We start from the raw sequence: 3,675 nt of genomic DNA, 5'->3' as shown, positions 1-3,675 counted from the left end.
TCAAATATGATGTTCGGCTATATACCTATGCTGGGGAAACTCTGCTACTGGCTGCACGCGTTTACCAGGGACAGACGACAAATTTCCGGACGAGCGGCGGCGGATTTGCGCCAGTCTATCAGTTCTGATCTTTTGGTTTCGGATTGTCGCTTCTCAGGACGCGGCTACGAACGGCGAAGAGCGTCCAAAACCAAGCCGCTTCGCCTTCACCGGTGCCCCGCGACTTAACCGATCCAAAATCTCGGCACGTTACGCCGCCGAACATTATGTCCTCTGGCGTTGCTTCATGGCTTTCACTCCAGTTCTGCCTAAAACTTAAGTGTTGCGCCGTCCGATTGAACTCGCAACCAAACGCAGTCGTAAAACAGACAGTCGCAGCCTAACTAGCCACGGGCAGCAAAAGGCCAATATGGAAACTCAACGGTCCGAAACACGCCTTATTTTAAATCGCCCCCGCTAAGCGTGAGTATCGTAGCCTGTGATTGCCATATCCAGGAAAATCGCGGCATGTAGCCCACAATACATCACAGTAGAAAGTTTGAAACTCTTCCATAAAGGCCCGCACCATTCGATGCGAGCCGTCGTTTGGATCTGCGGATGCGCGCCTTGTTCGGCTTTGGCCGAGCAAGAGGTCACTTCCGAGCGGCGTCAGAACATTGTCCGCAGGCCAATTTTGAAAACAGTGTCATCATCGCTGCCTGTCGCGGCGCGTTGAAAGTCAGCCGTTTCCCCATAGGCTTTCTGATAAGCAAGCTCGACATACGGAGCGAGTTCTCGGGTGAACTCATAGCGCAGCTGGGCACTGAATTCAGCTGTCGAAAGGCCCGATCCGATTTGCCTAGACCGGTCGCGTTCTGCAAAGAAATCGAACGCCACACCGGGTTCAAGGATCAGACGCTGGGTAAACAGGAGTTCTCCTGTCGCGTCGAACCTTGCACTGACTTCTCCGCTTGAGGATACAAAGGCGGCTGCATCGACTTCGAAGAAGTAGGGGGCAAGCCCTTGCAGGCCGATAACACCATATGTCTCTCCTTTGGGCTCAAGATCGTAACGCACGCCAACCTGCGCATCCCAGAACCTGGAAATATTGCGCGAATAGAGGGCTTGTATCTCGGCGTCCTCAAAGTTTCCGTCGGTCAACGCGCCTTCGCTCTTCCACCAGAATCGATTGTAGTCGCCACCGATCCAGCCTTGGGCATCCCAGGCACCGACTGTTTCATTGTCGATTTCGGCGATGTCAGCTTCCATGAGGGTGTAATTGTAAACCGGATCGCCTTCGGCTGCGAAGGCAGGCGAGGCGGGCGCAGTAGCCAACACGCCTGCAAGCAGGAATATGTATTTCATTTGTCTTATCCTTGTTGGGTGGGAGCTATTGCGGGCCGCCAATGACGGTGACCTTCCGGAACATACCCGTCGCAGCGTGCTGCAGTATGTGGCAGTGAAAGGCCCATGACCCGGTCGCATCGACCGTTACGTCGGCGGAAATCGTTTCCCCGGGCCTGATCGTGATAGTGTGCTTGCGCGGGGCCATATCGCCTTCGCCATTGACCAGATCCATCCACAATCCGTGCAGGTGCATCGGGTGCTCCATCATAGTTTCATTCTTGAACGTGATGCGAACCCGCTCGCCATAATTGAGCTCGAGTGGGCCAGCATCGCCGAACTTCACGTCATCGATGGACCAGACGTATCGCTCCATGTTGCCCGTCAATCGCAATTCGATCTCGCGGTCGGGCGCACGGCGGTCCGTATAGGGTGTGAGTGCACGAAGATCGGCATAGCTGAGGACTATCGGTCCAGTTTCCATCGCCGACATGCTGCCGTATCCGGCATGATCGTCCGCGCTCATGCCCATTGCCATGCCCTCCATGCCCGTTTCGGCACTTTTGGGTTTGTCGTTCGTGATACCATGGTCACCGTGACTGCCGCCCATCGCAGTCATGGTTAGTTCTGGGCGCGGTCCAAGTTCAGGAATCGCCGCTTCGGCACCGGGCGTTTCGCTGATCGTGCCCCTTGCATAGCCTGAGCGGTCCTTGGCAGCCGCAAAAATCGTATAAGACTTGCCTGCTTCCGGTTCGACAATGACATCAAATGTCTCTGCAATGGCGATCGGGAACTCATCCACAGAAATGGGCTCGATATTCTGACCATCGGCCTGCACAACGGTCATCTTCAGCCCCGGAATTTTGACGTCAAAATAGGTCATGGCCGCTGCATTGATGAACCGGAGGCGGATCTTTTCGCCGGGCTCGAACAGCGCGTTCCAATTATCCTGAGGCGTTTCGCCGTTCACAAGGAATGTATAGCCGGTAATGTCGACGATATCGCTCGGGTCCATGCGCATCCGGCCCCAAGCCAGACGCTCTTTAATGACGTTAGTCTTCTGGGCCCCATCCGCATTCCTCCAATCACGCCAGAGGTCGAAGACAGTCCGCCGATTGTAATTGTAATAATTCGACCGCTTCTTGAGATTTGCGAGCGCTTTATAGGGACTGTCATTCAGCCAGTCAGACAGGATTACGACATGCTCACGGTCATACTGGAAGGGCTCCGGTGCGGCAGGTTCGATAATGATCGGTGCAAAAACGCCCTCTTGTTCCTGAAGTGCGGAGTGACCGTGATACCAATAAGTGCCCGATTGTTTGGCCGTGAAATGATACGTATAAGTCTCGCCAGGCGCGATGCCATCAAAACTGATACCTGGCACCCCGTCCATCTTGGCGTTCAGTATGATTCCGTGCCAGTGGAGGGACGTATCGACAGCCAGCGTATTGGTGACGTTGATCGTGACATCTTCGCCTTCATGCAGACGCAGCAAAGGGCCGGGGCTGGCCCCATTGATACTAACACCTGTCAGCGTCTTGCCCTCGACCGTACGTTCGAACTGATCGATTTTGAGATCGTAGACATCGGCCAGAGCGGCTGACGCACTGAGCGTGCTGGTGACGATTAACAGTCCCGCGAGTTTAAGACGCATGAGGTTCTCCTTTGAGCATGTAGCGTTTCGAATCAACGGAACGCTATTCAATGTCGGTTACGCCGGGCAGTTGTCGGCCCCTCAATTTCGGCGCAGGTATTGCGTGCGACAAAGTTGCAAGAATTTTAGGCCCGAGAAATCCGGTGCACGAGGGCGAACGCCGGCAAGGGCAGGATTGTCCATTGCAGGAGTGGGGCAAGGCCCGTTCCAAACGGCGGCACGAGCGGCATGATATCGCGGTAAGCCCAGCTGCCACGTATCGATACATTTTGCCATTCACTGAACACGGTATAGGCGACCCCGAACGCGGTTGTTGCGAGCGCCGTCGCCCAAAATCTTCGATGCGAGCATGGCCCGCGCCCGACCAGCACATATGCCAGCGTAAGTGAGACGGCCGCGATCATCACGTCGCCAATTGTGCAGTGGCTTATGGCGTAGATCTGCGCGCGAAACGACCCCTCGAGCCAAATCTGATAGAGCGGAAACTGCGCGATTTCCCAGACGGTATTGAAACCGGCCATTAATAACAGGTAAACGCCCGCTGTGCGCCATCGAGAGGCCGCGGCTTGAATATTCATCACCATGGGATCAGGCTATCGCAGATTGAGGAATGATCCCAGTGTGCTGAACGATCTTACCTGTTCAGATGTATCCAGCAGTGGGTCAAGGTAGCGTCCCGGGACTTGGTGTAAATTCGA

The 3,675-nt window shown here is 55.0% G+C and carries 3 protein-coding genes; all 3 read right to left on the bottom strand.

Translation table 11 applies throughout. From position 1 onward, the window contains the following. Positions 1 to 648: 648 nt before the first annotated feature. The 3 genes from HOC_RS20150 to HOC_RS20140 all read right to left on the bottom strand — a co-directional run bounded on the left by HOC_RS20150 (position 649) and on the right by HOC_RS20140 (position 3,561). Positions 649 to 1,344, bottom strand: coding sequence for a copper resistance protein B (locus HOC_RS20150; RefSeq protein ID WP_035542217.1), 696 nt, complete (start codon positions 1,342 to 1,344; stop codon positions 649 to 651). Positions 1,345 to 1,369: 25 nt separating this feature from the next. Further along, complete coding sequence (locus HOC_RS20145; protein ID WP_035542215.1) at positions 1,370 to 2,977, bottom strand: copper resistance system multicopper oxidase; 1,608 nt, start codon at positions 2,975 to 2,977, stop codon at positions 1,370 to 1,372. Positions 2,978 to 3,102: 125 nt separating this feature from the next. Continuing rightward, entirely contained in the window at positions 3,103 to 3,561 is a 459-nt protein-coding gene (locus tag HOC_RS20140) for a hypothetical protein (protein ID WP_035542212.1), read from the bottom strand. Positions 3,562 to 3,675 lie beyond the last annotated feature (114 nt).

It is taken from the genome of Hyphomonas oceanitis SCH89, assembly GCF_000685295.1.
Taxonomy (GTDB): Bacteria; Pseudomonadota; Alphaproteobacteria; order Caulobacterales; family Hyphomonadaceae; genus Hyphomonas; species Hyphomonas oceanitis.
This window is presented reverse-complemented; position numbering and strand designations above follow the sequence as displayed.

Excerpts from the sequence above, each read along its gene's own strand:
- HOC_RS20150 (WP_035542217.1), bottom strand. The coding sequence starts at position 1,344 with ATGAAATACATATTCCTGCTTGCAGGCGTGTTGGCTACTGCGCCCGCC.
- HOC_RS20145 (WP_035542215.1), bottom strand. The coding sequence starts at position 2,977 with ATGCGTCTTAAACTCGCGGGACTGTTAATCGTCACCAGCACGCTCAGT.
- HOC_RS20140 (WP_035542212.1), bottom strand. The coding sequence starts at position 3,561 with ATGGTGATGAATATTCAAGCCGCGGCCTCTCGATGGCGCACAGCGGGC.